Raw genomic sequence first — 22,215 nt, forward strand, 5'->3', positions numbered from 1 at the left:
GGTTTGGACTGTCCGTCACAGAACCTTGCCGGCTACCTTGTTTACACCTGACCCGGCGCTATCACGCGCTTCCTTGGAGCCGACAGCAAGGTTCTGAGCAATCACCCCAGCCTTAACTCCGACCCACCCCAAGGCAGCGACCCAAAACGTCGGCAGGACCAGAAACATCGTGCCCGTGACGAACATTAGGAGCATGTCACCGAAGGCGTTGTTCAGTCCTACCAACGGGTCGAAATTGGTGTGCGGCCGGTTCCAGCCGAACCCCCAGCCATAGAGCGCGTCGAGGATGGTGCTGTCAATCCAGCGTGCAAGCTGAAACCAGAAGTCCGTGAAGAACAGCGCGAACTGCACGACGCTGACCGTGACCACCGTCTTCAGGTCATAGGTGCCCACGACCAGCACGAGCGGGATGCAGATAACCAGTGCCATCTTGAGCAATGCAAGCACCATGGGCAGGGCCTGCCTCGCGACGTCCATGGCTGGAAACGCGGCAATCGCGCCGACTGCCATCCCAACATCGCCCGTGGCCCGCGTCACAATGTTCGGCAGGGTCTTGTCGATCTGGCCGCCGTAGTCGGTATAGACGCTGCCCTGGTTCAATTTCTGCTGCCGCGGTGACGCGATCGTGCGGATTACCGAGTCGTCCACCTCGGCTCGGCTCAGGAACCCGGCCCAGCCCGCCAGGCGATTGAGCAGGCTCGGGTCCACCTGTCCCAGCAAGCGTGCCCGCAGGCCATTACCGCCATCGGCCCACCATTGCCTGCAGGTCGGGTAGCCACCGCCACTGGATACCTGAGCCAGCCCGGCGTCGCGGTTGCTGTCATAGGGCCAGTCATCGCGCGGCGTGCTGGAACGGTACGTGTCGTAGTAGCCGTTCGTGTCGGTGAAGAACCGCGATCCGATCCAGGTCACGTCGTGCATCTGCTGCTCATCGAGCTGAGGGCGCTGCATGAACAATTTGGCCCGTGCAGGCCCATAGCAATCCCGCGAGAAATCCGCTACTTCCTGAGCCAGCACCGGGTCATCGATGCGCGTGGCGTCGATCTCCATGCGCATCTGCCGCAGGTCCGTGCCACACGGGATCGCCGCCACCGAGGCGCTCGTGACGGCGCGCGAGAGTGCATGCATGAACGCCCACCAGACGGGCACCTTCGCCGACTGGTTGTTGATGGTGCTGAAGGACTGCGACCAGCCGGTATCCGTGGGCTGCGGCACGCTGACCTGGCACTGGGCCGAGCGCGAGCTGTCGTACTGGATGGTGTTCAGGTCCACGTCGATGAACGGAATGCCGGCGAACATCACCACCACGATGGCGACGAAGACCCGGTTCTCGATGCGGGCGGCGCTCAGCACGCCTTTATTGCCCTCGTCGGCACCTTCCGCACGGGCCTTCAACCACTCCTGCACGATGATGGCGACGAAAGGCAGCGCGAATACCCCGCTGGATACCAGCACCGCCCAGATGCCGTTGTTGACGATCCAGGACACCAGCGTCAGGTAGTACTCCAGGTAGTCGGTCGTGAAAAGCGTCATCGCGCCATCTCCCCTCAACCGGCCTGCATCAGCAGGCTGGCTTCCAGCGCCACGATGGCGACGACGCCCGCGACCTCGGTGCGCACCAGGCGGCGCCGCGCCTGGGCGTCGTCCTCACGTACCAGCAGCCGGCGCCGCATCCAGACCCAGCCATAGGCCGTCGCCCCGTACAGGCACAACCGCCACACGAAGAAGTAGCCCGATGCGGCCGCGAGCCACCGCTCCCAGCCGGCCACGCTCCCGACCAGGTAGATGCCGGCGACGTTGGCCCCCACCGCAGCGGCGACGATCACCACCGCCCACAGCAGTGCTTTCGCCGCGCGCCGGCTGAACAGCCAGCGCAAGGGGCGCCAGGTCATGCGCATTGCGCTCATGGCCGGACTCCCGGATTGCCCTTCTGCAACTGGTCGAGGCGGTCGGGCACCGGATCGCCCTCGTAGATGCCGCGCGAGCCGGCCGCGCGCGTACCATGGCGCTGGATGATCGCCATCGGCGAGTTGTTCGCCAGCTCGCGGCGCAGCTCCAGCTCCGTTTTCAGGTTGCGGATCTCCCGGTCGAGCGTATCGCTCTCGTGGTTCACAGCCTCGACCGCCAACTCGTTGGCCGCCACGTTGGGCTCCTTCTTTCCCGTGAGCAGCGTGCGCTGGAGCAACAAGGCCTTCTCCAGCACCGACGACAGCGCCACCTCGGACGCAAGGCGCCGCGCCAGCAGGTCCTGGTCCGGCTCGTCGCGCAGCGCCTCGATGACGCCGCGCGTGATCGGCAGCGACGTGCTGCCGGCCTCGCGCAAGTTCTCGAAGGTGGTGTTGCGCACGCCGGAAACCAGTTCCTGCAAGACTTCCAGTTTGGCTTCGTACTCCTCCTGGATCAGCGGCGTCAGCCCCACGCCGGGCACCGTCTCGGTCTTGGTGCAGGAATCGCACGTGCGCTGCACCTGTTCCCCGAGGACCCGGGTGGCCCATTCGGTCGCCTGCTGCGGCGACGTCCAGGTCTGGCAGGACAGGCTCGCGCAACTGGCGGGCGCGATGGAGGGTGTGTCCGTCACGCCGCGCCCGTTGACCAGGTTGTAGCCCGCGCGGGTGACGTCGCCGACCACCCGAATGGCGGACTGGCCTGCGCCACCGGCATTGCTGCCGCCCACCCAGGGAACGCCGTCGTTGCCGCGGCGCGTCTCAGCCTGCTCGACGGCCGAAACGGCATCGTTGCTGCCAACCGCGTCACGCAGGGCCATGCCTTCGGCCATCTGGCTCCAGCCAAGCTGGCCGCCCGCCGTCTCGGCCATCTTCTCGGCCATCGCGCGGCACGTCAGCTTGGAGCGGTCGAAGTCCAGCCGCGCCTGCAGCACGCCGTTGGTCAGCAGGTTGTACAGGCCGGGATCGGCGCGCTGAATGATCAGCGCCGGCAGGGACGCCACCGCGCTGGTGGCGCTCTGGATCACGTTGCTCATGATCTGCTGGAAGCCGTTCGTGATGCCGTTGAGCTGGTTGCGCAGCGTGGTCTGGATGCTCATGTCGCCGCAGATCAGGTTGCTGTTCCACCCCAAGCCGACCCCGATGGAGCGCATGCCAGCCGCGCGGCCCATGGACACCGCGCTGCCGCCTCCGATCGAGTACATGACGTCATCGCCAATGACGGGGCCGCTGTTCTGGTATCCGACCTGCGCCCACGCCAGGCCGCAGACCAGAGCGAGCGTGCCGGCCAGCGCCGTCGGGCGCAGCAAGTAGCACGCCTTGGCGGAAAGGTTCATCGGTTCAGGACGCTTCATCGTGGCACCTCAGAGGAAATCGACGCTGCCCAGGAACACCTGCCCGCGGCGTTCGCAGCAGGCATACGGCCGCCACAGCGCCCAGGCGTAGTCGCCTTGCTGGGCCTGGGTCAGCGTGCCGCTGTGGGGGAAGACCACGCAGGTGTTCGACAGACGAGGGGTCAGCTCCTGCCACTTCCCGGTGGAGGTATCGCCTTCGACCAGCGCCCCGGCCGGCCAGTAGCCGTCACGGGCGTTGGCGAGCAGTGGCTGGTACACGTGCAACTGCCCGCGGCGCGTGACGACATCGCCCGCGCGCTGGGCCACCACCGCCCCGGATTTGTGGTCGTCGGTCTGGTGCAGGAAGCCACCGCGTGGATAGACATTGCCCCAGAGGTTCATCGTGGTGCGCGCACCGACCTCACGCATGCCCGGAATCAACGCCTCCGGGTAGGCCATCTCGGGCACGTTGTAGCGCCAGGCCAGCGTGTCCAGGGTGCTGAGCAGATACGGCATGAAGGCCGTGCCCGCGCCTTGGCAGAAGTAGCCGGAGGACGAGGCGAACTGGTTGAACACCTCGCCGCCGGGATGGCCGATAACATCGCTGTTCTTGAATTTGGCGAGGTTGTTTTCGTGGTCTTCGTTCGTGGTCCCATCCCCACCTGCCTGTGCGGATGGGTTGGGCGTGCTCATCGCCTGCACCTCGACCCAGGGGTTCTCTCCGGTGTTGCTGTAGCTGGAGACGACCGCATCGGGCACGTAGTGCCGGACCTTGGTGGATGTGCGCACCGTGCAGCCCGTCCAGGTGCAGTAGAGCCAGTAGCAGATGCCCACCACCCGGTACTCCAGGCAGTCCGGCGACATGACGGAGGACACGATGGTGGCGGTGTTCAAGGCGTAGCTGCCCGTGGCGCTGATCAGCAGCAGCGAGGCCACGGCGACGCGCAGGCGGCGCAGCAGGTCGAATGGGCGATGGGTCACGGCTGCGTCCTCCGGTGTTGCTCGATGCGCGCGACGGCCCGGGCCACGTCCGGCTCGCCATAGACCACAAAGCGTTGATCCACCACGACGGCCGGGATGGTCGTGACACCCAAACTCCATGCGTCGGTGACGCCCTGGTAGGCGGTGCCGATGCGGCGCTGAAGATCGGTGCCGCCTTGCTTCAGGCGTTGCCGGACGATGGCTGCTGCCCGCTCAGGGTCGGCTGGAAGATTCGCGGAAAGCTCGGCCTCGATCCGGGGCGTTTCGCCCAACTCGATCAGTCGCTCGCCGCCCATGGTCTTGACCGGGTGGCGGCTGTCGGTGACGACCACCACGTCGGCGGCGAAGGTGGCCGGGCTGAACACCGCCAGAGACGTCGGCAGCGCCACGGCCAGGCCAAGGGTTCGCCAGCCTGGTGCGAACCGGGTAAAAGCTGCTGGCATGTCATGTGCCCCGGAAGTTGATCAGGGCCATAGTCAAACGCCGAACCCCAGGCGGCCCCAACAAACAATGCGCATCGCGGCCACCCCGCATACCTGCTTGCGTCGCCGCAAAGAAAAAAGCGGAGGCCGAAGCCTCCGCGCTGATCAACGAAGCAGTGCAACCCTTACAGCAGGCCGGACTCCGCAAAGGAGAACGGGGCACCCTGGCCGACGATGATGTGGTCCAGTACCCGCACATCGATGAGCGCCAGCGCGGCCTGCAGTTGCTGGGTCAGCATGCGATCCGCGCTCGACGGCTCGGAAATGCCCGAGGGGTGCTGGTGCGCGAAGACCACCGCGGCGGCATTCAACTCCAGCACACGCTGCGCGACGACACGCGGATAGACCGATGTCGAGTTGATCGTGCCCCTGAACAACGGCTCGTAGGCCAGCACCTGGTGCATGCTGTCCAGGAACACAGCGGCGAATATCTCATTGGGCTCAGCGACCAGTTTCAGACGCAGGTAGTCCCGCACAGCGGCCGGTCGGCTGAGGCACGGTCCAGCTTTGAAGATCCGTCTCTCCAGCAGCACGATGGCTTGCTGGATGATCCAGTCCTCGTGTTGGGTAGCGATGGCGGAAAGCGACTCCAGGTAGGAGTCATTGACGACGAAAGACATGGCGAACCTCCAGACGGTGAGATCGGAGGGCGCGCGCCCTGGGAGGGCAAGCCCTCCTGGGGAACGAACAAGGTGCATCCATCACCGCGGTAGCGGTGATCGTTCGCGGCCAGGACGCGAGGCGAACGGGTTGCGGTCAGCGCAGCGGACTGCGCCGTAGCCTTGAAGACCGGGGCTACCTGGGCATGTCGCCGACGACGTCGGCAGGCATTTCCGATGTGGGTGTGGTGGCGGGATCGCCGGCGGCGAGCATGTCCATGGCTGACAGCAAGGCATCGCCCTCGATCGGACCCTGCAGCAGGATCGCCTTGCCGCTTTCGCGATCGTGCAGCCGCAGCGACGGCGTGGCGGTCACGCCGCTGTTCGTGGCTTCCGCAGTTTGGGTACGAATCGCCGCGTCGGGCCGCTCGCTCGCGATGCACTGCTCGATGGCTGGCGTCAGGTCGGGGTAGCGCAGGTCCTCGGGCAAGCCCTGGCCGTCGCTGCGCGTGTGGGCATATACCCACTCGACGGCTTGCCAGAAGGTGGCATGCCCGCCGGCTTCGCCGGCGCATTCCGCCAGACGCGCTTCGGCAGAAGCGGCCGGTTCATGTGCGGCCAACGGCAGGTGGTGCCATTGCAAGGCCACGTCGGCATTGCCGGCCACCCAACGTTTGAGCACAGGGAAATAGGACCGGCAGAACGGGCATTCGAGGTCCGCGTACAGCGTCAGTGTGAAACGACCTTCCGGATTGCCCATCTGCCACGGAGGCCCTGCCACCTGTGTCTCGCTGACTGGCGCCGAAGTCTGAGGTGTGGACCCGCCTGGCGAACGGGACACGAGCCAGATCAGCAGCAGCGCAACCAGCACTGCAGCCAACGCCCACGGCCAGCGGGTCCCCCAGCGCCGACGGCGGAACGCCTGCACCTGCATCGGGATGGAAGGATGTTTGTGTTCCATGGCGTTCTCCGGCTTACGACAGTTCCAAGGCGGGCGACTCGATGCCGCGTGCCTGGTCGATCTTCTCGGCCACCTTGAAGGCGGCTTCCAGCTCGGTGCAGCCGTATTGCTGCATGAGCTGGTAGCGCTCGGCCTTCTCCTCGGGTTCGGTCTGCGCAAGCGCGAGGTAAAGGCTCGGCGGCACCGCGCGGAACAACACTTCCATCGACTTCGACAGGATCACGCCCTCGGTGAATTTCCCCCCCTCCTTGCGCGCAGAAAGCATCAGCGCTTTCTGCGCTGGTGAGAGTTCACGGAAGCGTGCAATCTTCTCGACCTCATCGGGCGGCATCGACAGGCAGATCCACCACTCAATCATGTTGAGCATGGGCTCTGCGGCACGCGGCAGGTCGTCGATGTTCTGGGTCGCCAGCCAGAACCAGGCGCCCAATTTGCGCCACATCTTGGTAATTTTCACGACGTAGGGCGCGAGCAACGGGTTCTTCGTGATGATGTGGCCTTCGTCGGTCACATTGATGATCGGACGACCCAGGTACTGGTCGCGCTCGGCGATGTTGTTCACCGTGCTGATCAGGCTGATGTAGGCGATGGAGAGCTGCGCGTTGTAGCCCTCGCGGGCATAGGTCGCCAGATCCACCAGCGTGATGTCGGCCTCGGGCCACGGCGTGCCATCGCGGTCGAACATCTCGCCATCGGTGCCTTGGCAGAACATGTCCATCGCGTCCGCCATCTCCAGCAGCCGCATGCGCCGCATCTCGGGAAGCGTCGAGTCCTGACCGCGGGCGCGCAGCGCGTTGCGCACGTCGCGAGTGAGCACCGTGCGCTTCTCAGCCACGCAGTGTTCGGCGGCGTCGAGGATGCACTGGCGGATCAGCGAACGGTCGGCCCGCGTCATCCGGGCTTCCTCCTTGTCCTCGCCGCCGGTGATCATCAGCCGTGCCGTGATCTCCAACTCGCCCAACACGTCACGCTGTTCGTCTGCCTCCATGACCGAGGCATCCGGTGGCAGGTCTTCGTCCAACGCATCGGCATCGAGCGTCTGCACGTCGCTGGGTGTTTCGATCAGCCGGCGGGCATCCGCGAACGGTGCCAGGCTGATGCCCGATCCGGGGGCCAGCTTGACCCGGTTCACCGTCAGGCCCAGGCGCCTGGCGAAGTCGCTGAACAGCCCGAAGCTGTTGCCGGCTTCCACGATGAAGAGGCGCGGCCGGTAGATGGCCGTGACCTGGTTCAGCAGGTTGTTGAGCGTGGCGCTCTTGCCCGAGCCGGTGGGGCCGAACAGGAATAGATGGGCATTCATCTGCCTGTCTAAGCGGTTCAGCGGATCAAACGTGATCGGCCCGCCACCGCGGTTGAAGAACGTGTTGCCCGGATGGCCCGTACCCTGGCTGCGACCCCACGCCGGCGAGAGATTCGCCACATGCTGGGCGAACATCAGTTGGGTGAACCAGTTTCGCCGATCCTGCGCGGGGTTGTAGCAGCACGGTAGCCAGCGCAGATAGCTGTTGAGCGGCGCGACTTCATCGTCCTCGCGAACGGGCTGCAACCCCGCGTTGAGCATCACGTTGGCGAGGTCCAGACCGCGCCGGTCAAGCTCGGCTTCGTCGCGTCCGCGCAGATAGAAGGCCAGCGTGCCGCGGTAGAGTTTGTGCGCGCTGCCGATGAGCGAGCGCGCCTCCTGCACGTCCTTGAGCGTCTGCTCCGATGCCAGTGTTTCGCCGACTGCCTTCTTCGCCAGGTGGTTCAGGTGCGATTCGAGAATGTCCTGGGGCGTCGCCACCATGGTCAGACACATCGTCGTGTCCTCGGGCATCTGATCGAACAGCGTGTTGATCGCATCGCCCTTGCGGGTTTCGCCAGTCAGGTGTCCCGTTCCGGGCGGCATGCGCAGCCGGTCAGTGACCAACACACGGTGCGGTATGCCGTCGAAGTGCCAGGTGCCATGCTCCACGTCCGAGCGTGGCTGGCTGAAGAAAAGCCGCTGGCTAAAATCCCGCCCGCTCGCCAGTTCGATCTCGCCAGCCTCGGTGTCGGCGGGGTAGCGCGCGAACGCATAGAAGCGCTCCCGGTCCTCGACCCCAGGCCCGAGCAGCGTCGGACGCGGGTTGAACCAGCGCAGCAGCCAGTCATGGACGTCTGCCGCACCCAGGCGGCGAGCCTGGATGCCGGCGTTCGCCAGCCCGCCGCACAGGCGGTCGCAGACGATGTTCAGCATCTGCTCGGGTGTCTGGCCCCGGCGGTTTGCCTGGCCCTGTCCTTGTCCGGTCACGCGGCGATAGACGACCATGCGCACACGCCTCGTCTGGCCGCGCCAGCGCAAGCGTGTGACCACCGTGTCCTGGAACAAGCCACCGGGCTTGGCCACCGCGCGCAGATGGTGGGCAAAGAACCGCAGGTAGAACTCCGTGAACACCGTGCCACGGGCGCGCGGCTGCACGTAGTCGCGCAACGTCTGCATGTACTGGTCGAAGCTCGGTTCGTCCTGGGCGTAGAGCTGCAACACCCAGGGGTTCTCGTCCAGTTCATCGAAGCTGTCCTGGAGCGCGTTTTCTAAGGCGTCGCGGGCGTGCGCGAGCCAGCCGGGTTCCCGGCCCTCGGTCCCCAGCGGCACCAGCTCGAAGAAGGCGGCCACCGATTGGCCGTCCTCCAGGAGCATCGATTTCGACTCGGGCAAGAACTCCACCCAGGGCAGCAGTTCCACGAAGGACGGTGCGACGTCGTACAGCGCCTGCTCGTCGGCCTCCGTCGCCGGCTTGCGGCCCCGGACTGCCGAGCCGGGTTCGGGGATGCCGACCTGCCGCAAGGCCTCGACGTGGCGCTGCCAGCCGTCCGGCTGCTCATCATCACCAGCGCCGGATGCGGCCAGCTTCGGCGCGGCCGGCTTAGGCCAGGGAAGTTTCCACCGCATCAGTAGGCCTCCACGCGCTCGCCTGGCATGGCGTACTGGATGCGCTGGTTGAGCGGGAAGACCGTCGTGTAGCCCGGCACCGGCACGGGGTCCGTGCCCGCCAGGTGCGGATACACGTACATGACGAGATCGGGATTGGGCAGACGCTGGAACTGGCGGTGGACCTCATTGCGCGCGGTGCGCGTGTAGCGCATCTGCTCGACGGGTGCGACCTGCACGTCGGCGTCGGTCAGGGGCCGACGCAGGCTCTGGCGCGCATCGAGCAGCTGGCGGCCGGCGTTCCGTCCGGCTGCGCCACCGCCGTCGCCGGCCTCCTGCTGCCAGATGTCCATCATCGTGCGGTCACCGTGGGTCAGCAGCTTTTCCTTGCTGGTGGCGCAGCCGCCAAGCACCGCGACGGCGAGGGCCAGTGCCAGGCCACGGGCCAGGTTAGTCAAGTTCGAGTGCATGGCTTTCTCCTGCGCGGTGATCGACCTTGCGGCCTTCGGGATCGAAGTCGATGGCGAGCGGCTTTTCGAGGTGGACGGCAACCTTGGCGCCGGGCTGGACATAGACGGCGGCGAACGCCTGGCCGTACAACTTGTTGACCCAGGCCGACATGTCCCGCACGCCGCCCGCCAGAATCTGGCCGACCGCTTCCTGGCCGGTGATGCCCACGGTGCCGATGGAGCCGTCCGAGCCGACATAGGACATGCGGCCGCTGTCGCTCTCGATGAGTGAGGCCACACCGGCGCCGGCCGCGGTGATCAGGGCCTGCGAGCCGAGGTATTGCTGGGCGTTGCTGCGCCGCTCGCCGCTGACGCAAGGAATGCCGTGGGGATCGCTGATCCAGCCCAAGCCATCGCGCTGTTGGTTGTTCTGCTGGTTGCCCTCGCGGTCTTCGGGGATCGTGCGAATCGTGCCGTCGTGGAAGACGAACGTGATGCTGCGCACCTGGCCGCGCACGCACGAGAGCGTCCAGTCGCCCGAAGCGGTGCCGCTGAACACGGCGCCGGCCACGTCGGGAATGTCGATGCCATTGGCGGTCAGGTTGTCCGGCCCGACCAGAACTTTGAACGGATAGGGATCGTTGACCGTGCCGTCGATCGGCACGCGGCCGATCAGCGCTGTCATGGCGACCGAACCCATGAGCGTGGAGTTGGTCGGCACGGTGTAGACCGGCTTGGCACTCTTGACCCCGGCGGCGCGGGCGCCCGCGTTGGCCACGGTTTCCGCAGTGGTTTCGAGCGTGCTCTGCGCCGGGCCGAAGCTCGTGGGGAAGCTCATGCCGCCGCTCGCGCCACGCCCCCCGTTGCGCCCCTCGGCGGGCTTTGCGTCGTCCGGCTCGACCCACCGCACGCCGCCCTCCATGCCTGCCTCGTCGCCGCCCTGCAGCCCCAGGCCCACGGGCAGGTCCGCATGGCCGCCGCCGCGCCCGCCGATGCTGTCCAGACGCCGCTGCAGGTCGGCGAGCAGCCCTTCGGTCTGCTGGCGCGCGCTGGCCGCCTGCTCTTGGTCGCGGCGCAGGTTGGACCGCTCGGATTCGAGCGCCGAGTTGATGCGCTGGTCGATGGAGTTCTCGCGCTGGCGCAGTCGCTGGTTCTCTTCACGCTGCGACTTGTTGTCCGAGAGCGCGGTCTGAAGCTCGGTGCGCAACTGCTTCACTTGGGCAACGAGCGTCGCCACGGTGTCGCGCGGGGTGTCGCCTTCGATGCCCAGCGCCTTCATTTCATCGGGCGTGAGCTGGGCGCCGTTGTCCGCCGCGGGTGGCGCCGTGCTGCCTCCACCCGAGAACAGCCGGATACCGACGAACAGCACCAGGATGGCAACAGGGATCATCAGCCACTTGAGCAGGCCGTTACTGCGCATGGCGGGCCTCCTTGGTGTTCTCGTCGCCGTCCGGCTGCGGCAGATGCACGGCCGGGTCGAAGCGGTGAATCGCCGGCAGCAGCGACTGCGCGAGACCGCGGCCGCGCGTGACCAGGTACAGGACGGTCGTGTCCTCGGGCGTGCCGCGCGGGCCCAGCGCCTCGTGCTGGAAGGTGGCGGTGAGGAAATCGCCTTGCAGCACGCGCGGGTCGAGCGTGATCCAGCCGCCGCTGCCGTTGGTTAGGCGCACGGCAGTGACCCACTGGTCCTCCAGGCGCCACGACGCGAGTGCGACCGCGCGCACGGGCAGCGTTGGCATCAGTGTGTCCAGGTCGAGGTCGCGGGGCAGGTTGACCCGCATGACGCCCGGAAGCGGCTCGACGGTGCGCAGCGGTGCGTAGAGGTTCTGCGCGGCGAAGCGCGTCAGCACGACAGGGACCGGAGTTTCGCGCCGCGCGGTCCGCGCACCTGCTTGGCCCTGGGCGCGTGCCGGGGCCTCGGCACTGTCGGCCTGCTCGCCATAGCGTCCCGGTGCGCTGTCACCCTCGACGATGCGCACCGGCTCCAGCTCGGCTTCCCCGTCCTTGGGTGGTTCGGCTGCGATGTCCAGCAGGATCAGCGCGCCCGTGTCGGCGTCCTGCAGTTGCAACCGCGTGGGCTCGATCGGCTCGCTGGCGCGCAGGTACACCGCGCCCCCCGCACTCTGCACGCGCAGGCGTTCGCCCACGCCCGCGGGCACGCCCACGCGCACGTTGCGGTCGATGAACACGATGCGTTCCTGACCGACCTTCAGCGGCACTGCCAGTGGCATGCGTTCCCAGCGCAGGATTTCCACTGCATGGGCGACGGGTGCCGCGGCCACGGCCAGTAGCCCCAGCAGCGCGAGTACAGGGTGCTTCATGGGGTGTTTCCTCCTTGAGGCGCTTGCGGAGACAGGCCACTCGGCGCCGGGCGCGTCGGCTCCGGTGCACTGATGCGCTGGGGCGCGCCGTCGTAGCAGTCCAGCGCCAGGCCGAACGGGTTACGGGCGGGATCGACGTCCACCCGCGTGACCTTGATCGGATAGCGCACCAGGGCGCGCTTGACCTGCTCGGCGCCGTAGTACTCGTCCGCCGTGATGTCCAGCGTCACCACCCAGTCGCGATCGGACACGGTGCGCACGCGCGCCGTGGGGTCGTCGCCATAGCCGCGGCCGGGAATCTCGTAGATGCCGCGCACGCGCTGACGCAGCTCGCCCGTGGAGCGGCGGTAGTCATAGTCCGCCCGCAGGAAGGCCTGGCAGGACGGGGTGAGGTACGGCGAGAGCGTGTGGAGGTTGCGCGAGTAGTCTTCCTCGCCATTGGTTGGCCAGCGGTTCAGCGTCTGGAACACGTAGAACGTGAACGCATAGACCGATTCGGGCGGCACTTCCCACCACTTGCGGGTACTGCCAGAGCGCAGGTCGGGCGGGACGTGGATGGTCAGGTCGCGCGGCGCGCTCCACCAGCCGCCGCCCATGACCAGGGCGACGACGACCAGCGCGCCCGCGGCCAGCCGCAAGGTCTTGATGTGCGCCTGCAGGTGGGTGATCTCGTTTTTGAAGCGGCTCATCGCATGCTCCTGCGGGTGGACCAGAAGCCCGAGCGCGAGATCAGCACATGGCCACCCACCCAGCCGGCCATCAGCGGATGGCGCGTGGCGATGCGCCATTGCAGTTGCCGATACAGCCAGGTGTCGGGACGCCCACGCTTGAGGCGGCGCAGGATGCCGCCGCCGATGAAGACGCCGAGCGCCACGCCCAGGACGACGAAGGTCGGCGCCAGCGCGATCGTGCGGAACACCCAGGACAGCGGCGCGCCGACCAGCAGGCCGGCGGCACCGGACAGGCCGCAGCAAATCCAGAGTTCGTCAGCGGTGAGGCCGCGCACCACAACGGGATGGCGGTTGAGCCGGTGCGGAAGGAAGGTGACCGTTCCGTCCGCACGGACGTGCTGCTGCTCGGACATACCGGCCTCGCTTACAGGATGCCGGTGGCTTCGGTGAGCAGCCAGATGCCGATCACAAGCAGCACGGCGCCGATAGCGACCGTGAGGCCGAACTGGCCCCACGTCTTGCGGCCGGTGTGGATCTCCGCGTAGGTCCCGTAGGCGTGGTAGCAGACGCCGATGAACATCGACGCCACCACCAGCAGGGCCACGAGCATGATGATGTCGTAGCCGTAGTTGCGGATCGTCTCCATGATGCCGTTGCCGGTGCCGCGCGTGGGGTTCTCCAATTGCGGCAGACCTTGCGCGAACGACAGCGCCGGCAGCGCGGCGGCGCCCAGGGCCACGGCGGCGCGCTGGGCAAAACGGGAAGTGAGGTTGCGGTTGTGCATGGTCGGGCCTTTCAGGTCAGGACAGAAGGAAGAAACTCAGGACGAGGTACATCGCGACGAAGCGGATGCAGACGCCGAGGAACTGGCGCTGGTTGAGGCGGCTCTCGGACCACCCCACGTAGGCCGTTCGGATGGCCCAGACGCCCCACACGAGCAGGACCGCGAACACGACGCCGACCAGAACGGTCGCCATCGCGGAAGGCGCGATACCGCTGTTGGCTTGAAATGCCGAGACCTGGGCGCCGTTCATTGCTTGCCCTCCGCAGTCGTCGCCGGCAGCGGCTCGGTCGCCCGTTCGGTGCGGTATTCGCCGGCCAGTTCGGAGGGGGCGCGCGGTTGAGCGCGCGATGGCGTCAGGTGAAATTGGATGCCGGCGCGCACGCGCGCCAAGTCAGCCTGGAGCCGCGGGTAATCGAAGTGGTAGCGCTCGCCCGGTGTGATGGGGGTATGCGCGGCGCTGTCCGCGACGGTGCGTTCCAGCGCGTCGAGCTGGCGCAGCGCGGCGACCAACTCCTGGCGCTGCGCCGGGGACTCGGCCAAGGCCATCGGGGACCGGCCCAGCACGAGGGCCGTCACGAGAAAAGTGGGCACGCCGCGATGCGCGGCGCGCAGCCAGATCGAAGCCAACATCGCGCCATTCCTGTGTGATCAGCAATGGGTTGATCGTGGAGATCAGGGCTGTTTCAGGCCGCAAACAATAGGAACCCGGAAGCGACCGGATTGATGGCCTAGAGGTACTTTTTGAAGCTGCCCGCGGTCAGACTCACGGCCAGTCCCAGCAAGGCTGCGCTGGGCAGCAGGATCAGCAGCGGATGCACCGAGATCGGCAGCGCGAGGTAGGTGATCCAGGGCAGCACGGCCAGCGGCATCAGGCTCGCTTTCGCGCGGTGGTAGATGAAGCCGGATTCCCGGCCCGCGCCGAACCGCCGCACGTCCCGCCGCACCAGGCCGTCGATCAGGCCGACGAATGCCGCAGTGAGGATCAGCGGCAGCGTGAGCACCAGGACCAGCAGGCGCACGAGGAACGTGAGCGTCGTGAAGGCCGCGGCGATCAGGTAGCTCTCGGCCCAGACATAGGCCTGGCTGATGTAATAGCGGAAGTTGCGCGTCGGCTCGCGGCTGGGCGCACGGGCGCGCTCGGCGGTCTGGCTCATGCGCTCCAGCAACCCCGAGCGCACGAACACCCACCCGTACCCGGTATCCACCAGCTCGTGCGCCGTGCGCCCGGGCTCCTGCACCACCACGCTGCGCGTGAAGTGGTTCGACAGGTGCCCGAGTTCGTACTGCAGCATCTGCTGGGAGTGGCGCCAGCCCTGGTCCTTCCAGAACAGGTGCATGCCGACGCACTCCACCACGATCGAGAACAGCAGCGAACCGATCAGCACCCCGAGCAGCCTGAACGGCAAGGTGATGGTGCCGACGATCAGCCCCTGGCGCTGGTTCTGCTCCCGCTGCGCGGTCGAGGCGGCATCCTTCATGGTGCGGCCTCGCCGGTGCTGTCGTCGGCGCCGGTGGCCACCGCGTCAGGCTCGGCCGGAGCGGCGTCATCCAGCAGGTCGTCGGGCAAGGCAGCCTCCTGCAAGGCTGGGGAACTGGTGAACTCCCACCATTGCGTGGCCTCGCTGTAGCTCTGACGCATGTACCCAGCCAGTTGCTGCAAGTCCGCCGGCATCACTTCATCGGGGTCAGGCGCTGGCAGTGGCATCCGGGCCTTCCAGAGCTGACCACCCTGCAGCAGCGCGAAGCATTGGCCTTTGGGCAGGCCGACGACGTGGGATGGCTCGATCATCGGCACGCTCGACATGCTGATGCGGTCTTGCGTGTTGCTGGTGAAGTCCGTCGTCCCGCGGATGTCCGAGGCATCGGTCGCGCCGGAGACGATGGTGGTGGTATAGACCTCCACCTTGGGCAATTGACGGGTCAACAATTCCGCGGTGGCGGTTTCCCGAACCCGCAGCATGAACAGGTTGTTGAAGTTGCCGATCACCTGGCCGGCCTTCGCGCGGTTGCCGATGCGGGCCTCGATGTCCGAGAGCGTCTGCGTATACGCGGTCACCTGCAGCCCGGCACCGCCGCCCTTGTTGATAAGGGGGATGAACTCGTCGCCCATCAGTTCGTTGAACTCGTCGGCATGGACGTTGATGGGAATGCGCGTGCCAGCCGAGGCACCCGGCAGGCCGTCGTCGATCCCGTGCTTGTAGATGTGCCCGGCTACCGACACCAGGTCGGAGAACATGGAGTTGCCGACCGCCGCGGCGACTTCAGCATCCGACAGCGCATCCAGGCCGACATAGACCACGGCGCGCTTCCTGATGACTTGCATCCAGTCGAAGATCGGGCGCGCGTCAGACAGGTCGGAGTAATTCGGCGCCAGGAGTTGGGCGATCTTGCCGCTGGTGAGCTTTTCCAGCAGCGGCAGCAGCGATGCAACGATCTTGTCGAAGTAGGTCTTGTCGTAGCGCACCGCCGAGCGCAGGCCATCGAGCACAGGGTCGTAGTTGCGCGCCTGGGAGAGGTATTGCTCCAGCGCCACCACACGCTTCTCGCGCCCGATCATGTTCCTTGGGATGTTCTTCTCGTTGAGCTTGGCCTCGATCTGGACGATCACCTCCCAGGTCTTGGGCTCGGTCTTGGCGAAGTAGTGTTGGGCGTACTCCATGAACAGCGCGTCGATGTTGATTACGTGCCGCTGGATCAGCATGTAGTCCGGGCGCTGCCCCAGTTCCACCAATGCGCGCGCAATGATGTTGACGAAGCGCCATGCGAACTCGCGGAACGCTGCACTGTTGCCCTCGCCGGAGAGTTGCCCGGCAATGCGCGTGGCGACTTCACTGATGCGTCCGAAGCGCCCCACCGCGTTGTAGCGTGCAGAGAACTCGGGCCAGCCGAGGTGAAAGACGTAGAACTCGCCCTCGCGACCCGCTCGCTTGGCTTCGACGTACATGCGTTTCAAGAGATCCGCGTCGCCCTTGGGGTCGATGACGATCACGACCTCATGCTCACCGTCTGCATTCGTGCGACGGATGTCCTGGGTGACGAACAACTCGGCCAGCCGCGTCTTCCCCACGCGCGTGGTGCCCAGCACCAGCGAATGGCCGACGCGCTCACTCAGTGGCAGGCTGACGTCGACCTCGTCGGGTTCGATGCCGTGCAATCGCGGCAGGCCGCCTACCGGTGGCAGTGGCCGCACGGGGTTGAATGACACATCCCAGCCCGTGAGCCGTACGAGGCGAGACAGTGGAAACGGTGCGAACTCCAGCCGCTCCTCCAGGCGTCGCGCCAGCCGGTATGCCGGTGTTGGCTCGACGTAGCGGCGAAATTCCGGCCGGTACGTCTGCATCAGCCTGTGGGTGTGCTTCTGTTCCCACAGGAAACCGCGCCCCACGAACAGGCGCTGCTGGCTGACCGGCACGTCCCTGCTCGTCATCACGTAGCGCGGCAGGCGCCGGATGTTGCGGCGGTAGCGCAGGATCACCCGCGCATCGCGGTAGCGGATCGCGCCATAGGCGCCGAACGCCAGTGCGGCACCGACGCCCATGGCTGGGCTCAGCGCGAGCGACCACGGGGCCACCAGGGACAGAAACGCGGCGCCCGCACATGCCGCGACGGTGTATAGCTCCACCGCTGGGCGCAACAGGACTTCGACGGGCTGTTTCCCCGACATGGCCTCATTGCTCGATGCCGGTCGCCGTGATCAGCGCCGGGTAGTGCCGCAGGCCCAGGCGTTCGGCCAGATCATCGCCGGCCACGGGGGCCATCGGCACGCCAGGCGCCAGTGCGCGCAACCGCGCCAAAGCCTGCGCGGTCTCGACATTGACCACCAGGCCGACCGCGCCGCGGTCGTGCAGCGACGCCGCGTGACGGCGCAGCCAGGCTTGCGAGGTCTCATCGTCGCCGATGACCACGAAAGGCCGCAGGCCCGGTGCCTCGATCACGCGCCGCGCGACGAAGCCGGGCATCAGCTTCGCGCTGCGTACCGGCAGCATCGCTGCCTCGTCAGCGGGGGTGGCGGGAATCTGCGGCGTCGGAATGGGAGGCCGCAACGCGCTGTTGGCGCGTGGCTGCAGGTTAAGCGCTTCGTAGTACGGCAGCGCCGACGCGCCGCCGCGGTCCTCGACCACGATCAGCGGTTCGGCGGCATGCGCGACCAACGGCAGCGCCGCCAGCAGCGCGAGCAGGCCCCGCAGGGTCCAGAGCGGTTTCGTCATGGGGTCGACTCCTGACGCACGGCTCGCGCCGTGGCGATTGAGTGCGTGCCCTGCACGCGGGCGAGGTGTCGGGATACGCTGCGTCGATAGCGGGCGGCAGGCTCACCGCCCGCGGGCCGGTGGTAGCGGCCCATGGCCAGCAGCCAGTCTTCACCGGGGGTGTACTGCTCCTTGAGGATCTCGGCGGCGCTGGCGAGATTGCGGTACGGGTCCAACAAGTCGCAGGCATGGGTGTAGCGGTGCGGGTGGTAGCCCAGGTTGATCTGGCCCAGGCCCGCGTCGATGCGCGTGGGTGGCGTAGATCGCATCGCCTGCTGCAAACCGGCGCAGGCATCGGCACGGGTGGCGAAGCGCCGCGACTGGCCGGCGACATTCAGGGTCCACGGCCATGGGACGATGCGTCCATTGCGTCGCATGCCGCTCTCCTGCAAGGCCACGGCGTAGAGCACCGTCGAGGGAATGCCCGCGCGCTGTGCGGCAAGCTGGTAGGCCGGTGGCGGAACCTCCTGGGCATGGGCGGCGCAGGCGAACAGGCCCGCAGTGAGCGCCAGTGCGCGCAGCAGCGCCGTTACGGCTGGCGTTGCCATTGGCCGTTCACTTCGCGCACAACCGCAGGCAAATCGCCGGGCAGGCTCAGCGACAGCCAGCGGCCGCCGTCGTGGTTGAGCGTGATGCCGCCGCTGCGCACCCGGGCCGGGTCGATCTGGGCGCGCTTGGCCCAGTCGCGGATGCGCGCATCGTCCTGGCGGCTGCCGACCATGTAAAGGTCGAACTCGGCACCCGAGGATTGCAGGCGTTGGACGAGTTGCCCGCAAGCCGCGCAGCCGTCCTTGATGAACACTGCCGTGCGACCGCTGCCCCGCGCAGCGGCGGCGCCTGGCCTCTCGTCAGACAGGTTCACCCGCTGCATGCCGGGGTTCAGGCGCTGCCAGGCCTCGTCGTAGGCGCGCTGGTACGCGAGCAGCTTCTCCACGCGGCGCGCTTCGACTTGCACCTGCAGCTCTGCGTAGCGCCGCCGTTCTTCGTCGGTGCGCGCCTCGATGCCCAGGGCGGACAGCGGGTCCAGATTTGGCGAGTAGATGCCCAGCGGCCCATCCATCAAGTCGCGATAGCGCGCCCATTCCTGCGGTTGCAGGCCCCATTCGCCTGCCACCCGGTCGTCCAGGATGCGGGCGGCCAGCGGGCGCTCCTGGCTCTGCGCATTGCGGGCGGGGGTCGTGGCGGGCTGCTGCGCCCAGGCGGGCAACTGCATGGAGCCCAGCAGGAACGCGTACAGGATGATCGACGGCTTCATGTGGTGGGCTCCGGTCAAGGAATCGCCACGCGACGGGTCTGGTCGCCGGCCTGGAACACCGCGGCATTGCCCTCGATCGCCTGCAGGCGCCACGGACCCAGCGCATCACCCGGCAGCAGCACCTGGAGCTGATCGGGCGTGAAATCTCCGGCACTCGGGGCGACGGACACGCTGCGCTGACCCGCGCGCAGCTCAGCGCCGACGACACGAAATGGCAGCGGCGGCGGTTCGGACTTGGCGGTGGCCGGTTGGCTCGGGGTGCGCCGCTGGGTAGGCGCCGCTGCACGCGCAGTCGCTTGGCGCACCTTGATCTGCTCGACTTCGGTACGCAGCGCCTGAACGTCCTCGGCGGTGGCATAGCCACCCAGCGCCTGTTCGGCTTGAACGATGCGCGCCTCCATTGCCTGCCGAGCGTCTTGCAGGCCTGCGGCGGTGGCGGCTGCGGGCTGCTGCTGCAAGGCCCGCGTGGTCTCGGCCAGCCCGGTCACCTGGGCTTCGAGGCGCTGCAACCGGACATCGAGCTGCTGCTGGTCGGCCTGATCGGTCATCGTCTGGTGGCCCAGGATCGCGAAGACACTGAGACCCAGCAGCCAAAGCCAGAGCAGGCTTTGCAACACCACGGCGGCGGTCGGGCGCCGGAGCGGCTGTGCCGCGTTCATGGCTGGCCTCCCGCAAAGGGGAACGTCTGCACGGCCTCGGCAGCAGGCGGCTCGGACACCGGCTCGGCACCGGTGTCGCGACCAGGCCGCTCGAAGCAGACCTGCCGCGTCCGGTCATCGGCGTGCAGTTCCCAAGCCGGACCGGCCAGGGTGAGCAGTGCATCGCGCAAGGTCATGGGGCCGAGATGCAAGTGCGCCGCCGGCAGCGGCAGCGCGTACAGCTCGATCACCGCATGCGGGGTCTCGCAAAGCTGGTAGCCGCTGCGTTTGAGCACATGCCGCAGCCCGTCGCCGACCGTGGCGCGGACCTCCTCGGGCATGGACACGTCGATGGTCTGCACCAGCAGATCGCGCTGCGCCGCCATCGGCGCCAGCTCCACCAGGGTGTAGCGGCCATAGCGCACGACGGGAATGAACTCGGGCGGTGCAGCCTCGGGCGCGGGTGGGACGTCCTCGACGGTGCTGGCGGCCAGCGGCGGTGGCGTGGTCGCGCAGCCGCTGGCCAAGGCTGCGGCCAGGAGGCTGGTACCGACCAGACACCGGGATACATGGATTGCAGGCATGGCATCGGCTCTTCTGTTGCGATGCCGATACCTTGGCTGCGCGCGGCTGCGCGGTCAGTCAGAAATGCGAACTGGGGGGTGCCCGCTTTTGCAGTCCAACACATAGCGCAACCCGCAAATCCAACTGTGGTTTGCACATTAATTCTATAAATGTTGTATTATCGAATCATGAAAGAGGATCAAGCCATTTCCGCCTTAAACGCCCTGGCTCACACCCAGCGCCTGCGCGTGTTCCGCGCCTTGGTCGTTGCTGGCCCGGGCGGACTGACGCCGAGCACGCTAGCTGACCAGCTCGACGTGGCCCGCAACACCTTGTCCTTCCACTTGAAGGAACTGGCCCATGCTGGCCTCGTCAGCATCGAGCAGCAGGGCCGCAACCTGATTTATCGCGCCGAGTACGGCCGCATGGACGGTCTGATCGGTTACCTGACCGAGCATTGCTGCCAAGGTGGCGTATGCGAGGTTTCTCCATCCAAGACCTGCTGCTGACCATGACCGATACCACTTACAACGCCTTGTTCATCTGTACGGGCAATTCGGCCCGCTCCATCCTCGCCGAAGGCATCCTCAACGACATGGGCCAAGGGCGGTTTCACGCCTGGTCGGCAGGTAGCCATCCGAAAGGCGAAGTTCACCCGCTGGCACTCGCCACGCTGGAGCGGCTGCACCTTCCGACAACGGGCTACCGCAGCAAGAGCTGGGACGAGTTCGTGAAGCCCGATGCGCCGGTGTTCGATTTCATCTTCACCGTCTGCGACAACGCAGCCGGCGAGGCGTGTCCGCTGTGGCCGGGCAAGCCGGTGTCGGCGCATTGGGGCGTGCCTGACCCGGCAGCCGTGGAAGGCACCCTGGAACGACAAAGCAAGGCGTTCTTCGATACCGCCATGACGCTGCGCCGACGTATCGAGTTGTTCCTGTCGCTTCCGATCAAGAGTCTCGATGCCATGTCGTTGCAGCGTGAACTGCGCGACATCGGCCGCCAGTGAGGCCCGCCCGATGAGCGCAACCGATACTGCCGGCCCCGCGCCAGCAAACTCCGCCATGAGCGGCTTTGAGCGTTACCTGACGCTATGGGTGGCGGTGTGCATCATCGCGGGGATCGCTCTGGGCCAGTTCGCGCCCGCCGCATTCCAGGCCATCGGCCGCATGGAGATCGCTCAAGTCAACCTGCCGGTGGGCTTGCTGATCTGGGTGATGATCATCCCTATGCTGCTGAAGGTGGACTTCGCCGCGCTCGGCCAGGTGCGCCAGCATTGGCGAGGCATGGGGATCACGCTGTTCATCAATTGGGCCGTCAAGCCGTTCTCAATGGCACTTCTGGCGTGGATCTTCATCCGCCACGCTTTTGCTGATTGGCTGCCCGCCGACCAACTCGACAGCTACATCGCCGGCCTGATCCTGCTGGCTGCCGCACCGTGCACCGCAATGGTTTTCGTTTGGAGCCGACTGACTGGCGGCGATCCGGCATTTACGCTGTCGCAAGTGGCCTTGAACGACACCATCATGGTGCTCGCCTTCGCACCCATCGTCGGCCTGCTGCTGGGCCTGTCCTCGATCACGGTGCCGTGGGACACCTTGCTGGTGTCGGTGGGTTTGTACATCGTCATTCCGGTCATCCTGGCCCAGCTTTGGCGCCGGGCGCTGCTGCGCAAGGGACAGGCCGCGTTCGACAGGGCACTGGAACGCATCGGCCCGTTGTCCATCGCCGCGCTGTTGCTGACGCTGGTGCTGCTGTTCGCCTTCCAAGGCGAGGCCATCATCCGGCAGCCGCTGGTGATCGCCATGCTCGCGGTGCCGATCCTGATCCAGGTGTTCTTCAATTCCGGGCTGGCGTACTGGCTCAACCGCCAGGCGGGCGAAAAGCACTGCGTCGCTGGGCCATCCGCGTTGATTGGTGCCAGCAACTTCTTCGAGCTGGCCGTGGCCGCCGCCATCAGCCTATTCGGCTTCCATTCCGGTGCGGCACTCGCAACAGTGGTCGGCGTGCTCATCGAGGTGCCGGTCATGCTGCTGGTGGTGCGGGTGGTCAACCGCTCACGCGGCTGGTACGAACGCCGCGCGACCACTTCGTAATCTCCA

At 66.7% G+C, this 22,215-nt stretch carries 26 protein-coding genes; 3 read left to right on the forward strand and 23 right to left on the reverse strand.

The genetic code is table 11. The features are described 5' to 3' along the window. Positions 1 to 15: 15 nt before the first annotated feature. The 23 genes from AAV94_RS10505 to pilL2 all read right to left on the reverse strand — a co-directional run bounded on the left by AAV94_RS10505 (position 16) and on the right by pilL2 (position 20,136). Complete coding sequence (locus tag AAV94_RS10505; RefSeq protein WP_009518523.1) at positions 16 to 1,533, reverse strand: conjugal transfer protein TraG N-terminal domain-containing protein; 1,518 nt, start codon at positions 1,531 to 1,533, stop codon at positions 16 to 18. A gap of 14 nt (positions 1,534 to 1,547) precedes the next feature. Beyond that, positions 1,548 to 1,907, reverse strand: a complete 360-nt coding sequence (locus AAV94_RS10510) for a hypothetical protein (protein WP_009518522.1) — start codon at positions 1,905 to 1,907, stop codon at positions 1,548 to 1,550. Continuing rightward, a complete protein-coding gene (locus AAV94_RS10515) occupies positions 1,904 to 3,298 on the reverse strand; it encodes an integrating conjugative element protein (protein ID WP_046742255.1) in 1,395 nt (464 codons plus the stop codon). The genes AAV94_RS10510 and AAV94_RS10515 overlap by 4 nt, the downstream gene beginning before the upstream one ends. Positions 3,299 to 3,307: 9 nt before the next feature. Next, positions 3,308 to 4,171: a TIGR03756 family integrating conjugative element protein gene (locus AAV94_RS10520; protein WP_425337662.1), complete on the reverse strand. Its 864-nt coding sequence runs from the start codon at positions 4,169 to 4,171 to the stop codon at positions 3,308 to 3,310. Between the two features lie 83 nt (positions 4,172 to 4,254). Next, positions 4,255 to 4,701 (reverse strand): TIGR03757 family integrating conjugative element protein, encoded by a 447-nt coding sequence (locus AAV94_RS10525; RefSeq protein ID WP_003109772.1) that lies wholly within the window; start codon positions 4,699 to 4,701, stop codon positions 4,255 to 4,257. 164 nt (positions 4,702 to 4,865) lie between these two features. Next, a complete protein-coding gene (locus AAV94_RS10530; RefSeq protein WP_046742256.1) occupies positions 4,866 to 5,360 on the reverse strand; it encodes a JAB domain-containing protein in 495 nt (164 codons plus the stop codon). A gap of 175 nt (positions 5,361 to 5,535) precedes the next feature. Then, positions 5,536 to 6,300: a DsbA family protein gene (locus tag AAV94_RS10535; protein ID WP_003116805.1), complete on the reverse strand. Its 765-nt coding sequence runs from the start codon at positions 6,298 to 6,300 to the stop codon at positions 5,536 to 5,538. Positions 6,301 to 6,313: 13 nt separating this feature from the next. Continuing rightward, positions 6,314 to 9,208 carry a conjugative transfer ATPase gene (locus AAV94_RS10540; protein ID WP_013391807.1) on the reverse strand — a complete coding sequence of 965 codons (2,895 nt, stop codon included), beginning with the start codon at positions 9,206 to 9,208 and terminating at the stop codon, positions 6,314 to 6,316. Next, the gene (locus AAV94_RS10545; RefSeq protein ID WP_003116807.1) at positions 9,208 to 9,657 is read right to left on the reverse strand and encodes a TIGR03751 family conjugal transfer lipoprotein; all 450 of its coding nucleotides are present in this window, start codon (positions 9,655 to 9,657) and stop codon (positions 9,208 to 9,210) included. Before AAV94_RS10545 ends, AAV94_RS10540 begins: the two co-directional genes overlap by 1 nt. After that, positions 9,638 to 11,056, reverse strand: coding sequence for a TIGR03752 family integrating conjugative element protein (locus tag AAV94_RS10550; protein WP_003116808.1), 1,419 nt, complete (start codon positions 11,054 to 11,056; stop codon positions 9,638 to 9,640). The genes AAV94_RS10545 and AAV94_RS10550 overlap by 20 nt, the downstream gene beginning before the upstream one ends. Further along, on the reverse strand, positions 11,046 to 11,957 hold the full coding sequence (locus AAV94_RS10555) for a TIGR03749 family integrating conjugative element protein (RefSeq protein WP_003116809.1): 912 nt from the start codon (positions 11,955 to 11,957) through the stop codon (positions 11,046 to 11,048). Before AAV94_RS10555 ends, AAV94_RS10550 begins: the two co-directional genes overlap by 11 nt. Then, a complete protein-coding gene (locus AAV94_RS10560; RefSeq protein WP_003116810.1) occupies positions 11,954 to 12,646 on the reverse strand; it encodes a PFL_4703 family integrating conjugative element protein in 693 nt (230 codons plus the stop codon). Before AAV94_RS10560 ends, AAV94_RS10555 begins: the two co-directional genes overlap by 4 nt. Beyond that, entirely contained in the window at positions 12,643 to 13,041 is a 399-nt protein-coding gene (locus tag AAV94_RS10565; protein ID WP_003050133.1) for a TIGR03750 family conjugal transfer protein, read from the reverse strand. Before AAV94_RS10565 ends, AAV94_RS10560 begins: the two co-directional genes overlap by 4 nt. A gap of 11 nt (positions 13,042 to 13,052) precedes the next feature. After that, on the reverse strand, positions 13,053 to 13,412 hold the full coding sequence (locus AAV94_RS10570; RefSeq protein ID WP_003090173.1) for a TIGR03745 family integrating conjugative element membrane protein: 360 nt from the start codon (positions 13,410 to 13,412) through the stop codon (positions 13,053 to 13,055). 16 nt (positions 13,413 to 13,428) lie between these two features. Beyond that, positions 13,429 to 13,662: a TIGR03758 family integrating conjugative element protein gene (locus AAV94_RS10575; RefSeq protein WP_003050225.1), complete on the reverse strand. Its 234-nt coding sequence runs from the start codon at positions 13,660 to 13,662 to the stop codon at positions 13,429 to 13,431. Beyond that, positions 13,659 to 14,042 carry an integrative conjugative element protein, RAQPRD family gene (locus AAV94_RS10580; protein ID WP_013391806.1) on the reverse strand — a complete coding sequence of 128 codons (384 nt, stop codon included), beginning with the start codon at positions 14,040 to 14,042 and terminating at the stop codon, positions 13,659 to 13,661. The genes AAV94_RS10575 and AAV94_RS10580 overlap by 4 nt, the downstream gene beginning before the upstream one ends. A 98-nt stretch (positions 14,043 to 14,140) precedes the next feature. Further along, the gene (locus tag AAV94_RS10585; protein WP_013391805.1) at positions 14,141 to 14,890 is read right to left on the reverse strand and encodes a TIGR03747 family integrating conjugative element membrane protein; all 750 of its coding nucleotides are present in this window, start codon (positions 14,888 to 14,890) and stop codon (positions 14,141 to 14,143) included. Further along, the gene (gene traD, locus AAV94_RS10590) at positions 14,887 to 17,076 is read right to left on the reverse strand and encodes a type IV conjugative transfer system coupling protein TraD (RefSeq protein ID WP_046742257.1); all 2,190 of its coding nucleotides are present in this window, start codon (positions 17,074 to 17,076) and stop codon (positions 14,887 to 14,889) included. The genes AAV94_RS10585 and traD overlap by 4 nt, the downstream gene beginning before the upstream one ends. A gap of 4 nt (positions 17,077 to 17,080) precedes the next feature. Then, positions 17,081 to 17,620: an integrating conjugative element protein gene (locus tag AAV94_RS10595; RefSeq protein ID WP_013391803.1), complete on the reverse strand. Its 540-nt coding sequence runs from the start codon at positions 17,618 to 17,620 to the stop codon at positions 17,081 to 17,083. Next, positions 17,617 to 18,207 carry a transglycosylase SLT domain-containing protein gene (locus AAV94_RS10600; protein WP_013391802.1) on the reverse strand — a complete coding sequence of 197 codons (591 nt, stop codon included), beginning with the start codon at positions 18,205 to 18,207 and terminating at the stop codon, positions 17,617 to 17,619. Before AAV94_RS10600 ends, AAV94_RS10595 begins: the two co-directional genes overlap by 4 nt. Then, positions 18,189 to 18,914, reverse strand: coding sequence for a TIGR03759 family integrating conjugative element protein (locus AAV94_RS10605; protein WP_013391801.1), 726 nt, complete (start codon positions 18,912 to 18,914; stop codon positions 18,189 to 18,191). Before AAV94_RS10605 ends, AAV94_RS10600 begins: the two co-directional genes overlap by 19 nt. Before the next feature lie 14 nt (positions 18,915 to 18,928). Continuing rightward, a complete protein-coding gene (locus AAV94_RS10610) occupies positions 18,929 to 19,573 on the reverse strand; it encodes a hypothetical protein (protein WP_013391800.1) in 645 nt (214 codons plus the stop codon). Next, positions 19,570 to 20,136: a PFGI-1 class ICE element type IV pilus protein PilL2 gene (gene pilL2 / locus AAV94_RS10615; protein WP_013391799.1), complete on the reverse strand. Its 567-nt coding sequence runs from the start codon at positions 20,134 to 20,136 to the stop codon at positions 19,570 to 19,572. Before pilL2 ends, AAV94_RS10610 begins: the two co-directional genes overlap by 4 nt. Positions 20,137 to 20,304: 168 nt before the next feature. On the opposite strand from pilL2, the gene AAV94_RS10620 reads away from it, so the two are divergent. Genes AAV94_RS10620 through arsB form a run of 3 tightly spaced genes read left to right on the forward strand, consistent with a single transcriptional unit; the run spans position 20,305 to position 22,209 of the window. Next, complete coding sequence (locus AAV94_RS10620) at positions 20,305 to 20,625, forward strand: ArsR/SmtB family transcription factor (RefSeq protein ID WP_016445103.1); 321 nt, start codon at positions 20,305 to 20,307, stop codon at positions 20,623 to 20,625. A 2-nt stretch (positions 20,626 to 20,627) separates the two neighbouring features. Then, positions 20,628 to 21,122: an arsenate reductase ArsC gene (locus AAV94_RS10625; protein ID WP_013391797.1), complete on the forward strand. Its 495-nt coding sequence runs from the start codon at positions 20,628 to 20,630 to the stop codon at positions 21,120 to 21,122. Positions 21,123 to 21,132: 10 nt separating this feature from the next. Then, positions 21,133 to 22,209: an ACR3 family arsenite efflux transporter gene (gene arsB / locus AAV94_RS10630; protein WP_006226019.1), complete on the forward strand. Its 1,077-nt coding sequence runs from the start codon at positions 21,133 to 21,135 to the stop codon at positions 22,207 to 22,209. Positions 22,210 to 22,215 lie beyond the last annotated feature (6 nt).

The sequence above is a fragment of the Lampropedia cohaerens genome (assembly GCF_001005215.1).
In the GTDB taxonomy this organism is placed as follows: Bacteria; Pseudomonadota; Gammaproteobacteria; order Burkholderiales; family Burkholderiaceae_C; genus Lampropedia; species Lampropedia cohaerens.

Bases quoted from the DNA above. Each gene is read 5' to 3' on its own strand.
- AAV94_RS10505 (WP_009518523.1), bottom strand. From the start codon at position 1,533: ATGACGCTTTTCACGACCGACTACCTGGAGTACTACCTGACGCTGGTG.
- AAV94_RS10510 (WP_009518522.1), bottom strand. From the start codon at position 1,907: ATGAGCGCAATGCGCATGACCTGGCGCCCCTTGCGCTGGCTGTTCAGC.
- AAV94_RS10515 (WP_046742255.1), bottom strand. From the start codon at position 3,298: ATGAAGCGTCCTGAACCGATGAACCTTTCCGCCAAGGCGTGCTACTTG.
- AAV94_RS10525 (WP_003109772.1), bottom strand. From the start codon at position 4,701: ATGCCAGCAGCTTTTACCCGGTTCGCACCAGGCTGGCGAACCCTTGGC.
- AAV94_RS10530 (WP_046742256.1), bottom strand. From the start codon at position 5,360: ATGTCTTTCGTCGTCAATGACTCCTACCTGGAGTCGCTTTCCGCCATC.
- AAV94_RS10535 (WP_003116805.1), bottom strand. From the start codon at position 6,300: ATGGAACACAAACATCCTTCCATCCCGATGCAGGTGCAGGCGTTCCGC.
- AAV94_RS10540 (WP_013391807.1), bottom strand. From the start codon at position 9,208: ATGCGGTGGAAACTTCCCTGGCCTAAGCCGGCCGCGCCGAAGCTGGCC.
- AAV94_RS10545 (WP_003116807.1), bottom strand. From the start codon at position 9,657: ATGCACTCGAACTTGACTAACCTGGCCCGTGGCCTGGCACTGGCCCTC.
- AAV94_RS10550 (WP_003116808.1), bottom strand. From the start codon at position 11,056: ATGCGCAGTAACGGCCTGCTCAAGTGGCTGATGATCCCTGTTGCCATC.
- AAV94_RS10555 (WP_003116809.1), bottom strand. From the start codon at position 11,957: ATGAAGCACCCTGTACTCGCGCTGCTGGGGCTACTGGCCGTGGCCGCG.
- AAV94_RS10560 (WP_003116810.1), bottom strand. From the start codon at position 12,646: ATGAGCCGCTTCAAAAACGAGATCACCCACCTGCAGGCGCACATCAAG.
- AAV94_RS10565 (WP_003050133.1), bottom strand. From the start codon at position 13,041: ATGTCCGAGCAGCAGCACGTCCGTGCGGACGGAACGGTCACCTTCCTT.
- AAV94_RS10570 (WP_003090173.1), bottom strand. From the start codon at position 13,412: ATGCACAACCGCAACCTCACTTCCCGTTTTGCCCAGCGCGCCGCCGTG.
- AAV94_RS10575 (WP_003050225.1), bottom strand. From the start codon at position 13,662: ATGAACGGCGCCCAGGTCTCGGCATTTCAAGCCAACAGCGGTATCGCG.
- AAV94_RS10580 (WP_013391806.1), bottom strand. From the start codon at position 14,042: ATGTTGGCTTCGATCTGGCTGCGCGCCGCGCATCGCGGCGTGCCCACT.
- AAV94_RS10585 (WP_013391805.1), bottom strand. From the start codon at position 14,890: ATGAAGGATGCCGCCTCGACCGCGCAGCGGGAGCAGAACCAGCGCCAG.
- traD (WP_046742257.1), bottom strand. From the start codon at position 17,076: ATGTCGGGGAAACAGCCCGTCGAAGTCCTGTTGCGCCCAGCGGTGGAG.
- AAV94_RS10595 (WP_013391803.1), bottom strand. From the start codon at position 17,620: ATGACGAAACCGCTCTGGACCCTGCGGGGCCTGCTCGCGCTGCTGGCG.
- AAV94_RS10600 (WP_013391802.1), bottom strand. From the start codon at position 18,207: ATGGCAACGCCAGCCGTAACGGCGCTGCTGCGCGCACTGGCGCTCACT.
- AAV94_RS10605 (WP_013391801.1), bottom strand. From the start codon at position 18,914: ATGAAGCCGTCGATCATCCTGTACGCGTTCCTGCTGGGCTCCATGCAG.
- AAV94_RS10610 (WP_013391800.1), bottom strand. From the start codon at position 19,573: ATGAACGCGGCACAGCCGCTCCGGCGCCCGACCGCCGCCGTGGTGTTG.
- pilL2 (WP_013391799.1), bottom strand. From the start codon at position 20,136: ATGCCTGCAATCCATGTATCCCGGTGTCTGGTCGGTACCAGCCTCCTG.
- AAV94_RS10620 (WP_016445103.1), top strand. From the start codon at position 20,305: ATGAAAGAGGATCAAGCCATTTCCGCCTTAAACGCCCTGGCTCACACC.
- AAV94_RS10625 (WP_013391797.1), top strand. From the start codon at position 20,628: ATGACCGATACCACTTACAACGCCTTGTTCATCTGTACGGGCAATTCG.
- arsB (WP_006226019.1), top strand. From the start codon at position 21,133: ATGAGCGCAACCGATACTGCCGGCCCCGCGCCAGCAAACTCCGCCATG.